This window comes from Actinomyces polynesiensis, assembly GCF_000820725.1.
GTDB classification, from domain to species: domain Bacteria; phylum Actinomycetota; class Actinomycetes; order Actinomycetales; family Actinomycetaceae; genus Pauljensenia; species Pauljensenia polynesiensis.
In genome coordinates this window covers 1-2278 of sequence record NZ_CCXH01000292.1, presented here as the reverse complement: position 1 = coordinate 2278, position 2278 = coordinate 1, and the positions used below count along the sequence as shown (strand labels likewise).

The 2278-nt window shown below is 73.6% G+C and carries 3 protein-coding genes; 2 read left to right on the top strand and 1 reads right to left on the bottom strand.

What is annotated here, in order from left to right:
* Positions 1-1192: hypothetical protein (locus tag TA90_RS15320; RefSeq protein ID WP_197067904.1), on the top strand; the 1192-nt coding region annotated here is incomplete at its 5' end.
* Positions 1193-1583: 391 nt separating this feature from the next.
* Entirely contained in the window at positions 1584-1832 is a 249-nt protein-coding gene (locus TA90_RS12230; protein WP_043536868.1) for a WhiB family transcriptional regulator, read from the top strand.
* Positions 1833-1891: 59 nt separating this feature from the next.
* Here the strand turns inward: TA90_RS12230 and TA90_RS12225 are convergent.
* Positions 1892-2278, bottom strand: a 387-nt coding sequence (locus tag TA90_RS12225; protein ID WP_043536866.1) for a M23 family metallopeptidase, incomplete at its 5' end; no start/stop codon positions are given.

Below are 2278 nucleotides of genomic sequence, written 5' to 3'. Positions count from 1 at the left end.
GATTCCCGTGGCCCTGGCCGACAGGATCACCCGGGGCGGGGACGCCCCCCTGACCTGGCGACGCGGTGCGATCGGGATCGAGGGAGCGGGTCACCGAGCTGCGGAGATGGAGACGATGGCGCTCTGCCTCGCCGCACGCATCGCCGGCCGACGCGCAGTGCCCCTCCACGCCTGCACACCCGCGGACCGCTCCCTGCGTCCCCCCGACTGCGGATCCTGGATCGGACCGGACGAGGGCGGGGCCGTCGCCATGCTCCTCGAGGGGATCCTCGCGCACACCCCGGCGGTTCTGGTCGTCACGGACACGGTGGGGATGCTGGACTCGCTCGACCACGCCCTCGGTCCCGGCCACGGTCGGGCACTGTGGGCACGCGTGCTGGCCCGGGCCGACAGGCAGGGGTTGACCATCGTCTCGGTCGCGCGCCTTGACGGGGGCGGTACCGGGACGGCCCTGCGCCCTCCCCACCGCCTCGTCCTCGTCGGGAACGGTGAGGAGGCGCTGCGCGCGGGGCTGCGGGCGGACACGCCCACCTCCATGAACCCCGGTCGGGTGCAGGCGCTCGGCTTCGGTGAGGACCCGGCCCACCCGCTCCTCTGCCAGGTCCCCCTGGTGATGCCCTCCCCGGTGCGCGCGGAGGTGGGAGCGGGGACGTGGTGCGTCCGCGTGGGACCCGAACCCGGGTGGGAGCTCCCGGACTCGTCCCTGGGGTGGGCGGGCGCCGATCTCTCGCCGCTGCACATGCCCCCCGACCTCGAATGGGTGGTCGTCGCGGCGGATCCCGGACCCGCCCTCGTGCGTCTGGAGGCCTGCGCGACCGCTGCGGGGACCGGCTGGACCGGCCCCCCTGCACCGCGCACCGGTGACGCCACCGGCACGCGCGAGCGGGTGGAACCCGACTCGGGCGGGAACGGGAAGCACGGGGACGGGCAGGGCGGGAACGGGGAGCGCGGGGACGGGCAGGCCGGCACGCACCGTCCCGGGATCACCCTGCTGCGCCCCGACCAGTGGCCGGCCCTCGGATCGCTCCGTGGGCGCGCGGTGCTGGCACTCGATCCCTCCCCGGAACTGATCCGCCTGCTGGAGGTGGGCGCGCACCGGCCCGCGCCCGCGCTGCGCGCCATGGAATGGGACGGGCACTCCGGCGTCGTCGCGCACGCGGGTTCCCTCACCCGCATCGTGCTCCCCCGCTGAGCCGACGCCGCTGGGCCGACCCCGCCGGGCCGACGCCGCTGAGCCGACGCCGCTGGGCCGACCCCGCCGGGCCGACCCCGGGCGCGGGGTCCACCACCCGCCCCGGGGACACCCACGCGGTGCCGTCCGGGCCCCCCGACCGTGCCACCAGCGACGCCGCCGGTCACCGTGATCCCGCCCACCACCAACTCCGTGGGTGACCACCGACCCGCTCCGGGAGCCGAATCCGCTGTGACGTGACGCTTTGCACACGGGAATGACCGAACATGTGTCGATCGACTCTTGCCGCCCCAGCGCTCGTGACCCAAACTGGACACCGTTGTTCGTCGAGTTGCTTTCTTTCATGTCGGGAGATGTTCACCTCCCGGCACCACTGAATGGAGACCTTGGAATGGATTGGCGGAGCAAGGCAGCCTGTTTGAGTGTCGATCCCGAGCTGTTCTTCCCCATCGGAAACACCGGACCGGCGATCGCCCAGGCCGCCGAGGCCAAGGCCGTGTGCCGCACCTGCTCCGTACAGACGGTCTGCCTGCAGTGGGCCATCGACAACAATCAGGACTCCGGTGTCTGGGGTGGCATGAGCGAGGAGGAGCGTCGCTCCCTCAAGCGCCGCGCCGCCCGCGCGCGTCGCGCTTCCTGACACCCTCCCAGACATGGGTCGTGGGGCCCGCGCCGCAAGGCGTGGGCCCCACGACTCTGTCAGCCCCTGCCGGAGCGAGGGGGGACATCGACGACCTCCCCACTGCGCGGCAGACCACCCCTGAATGCCAGGGGCACCGCCCGCGCGTCCTCGACCCGAGGACCGTCGATCGCCTGGACGTGGAGGTGCGGCTCGGTGCTGTTGCCGGAGTTCCCGCACTGCCCGAGCACCTCGCCCACGCCGACGCGCTGACCGGGGCCGACCACGACGCTGCCCTGCCGGAGGTGGCACAGGGCCACCACGACACCGCCGCTGTCGATGAGCACGTGGTTCCCGGCGAGCGCCACCCACCCTGCGCGTGCCCGACCCCGTTGGGTGAGCGCGTACGCGACCGAGGGCAGACCACGACGGGCCACATGGTCCACCTCCCGCTGGTGGACGGCCAG

Coding starts and splice junctions, on each gene's coding strand:
- TA90_RS12230 (WP_043536868.1), top strand. CDS start 1,584: ATGGATTGGCGGAGCAAGGCAGCCTGTTTGAGTGTCGATCCCGAGCTG.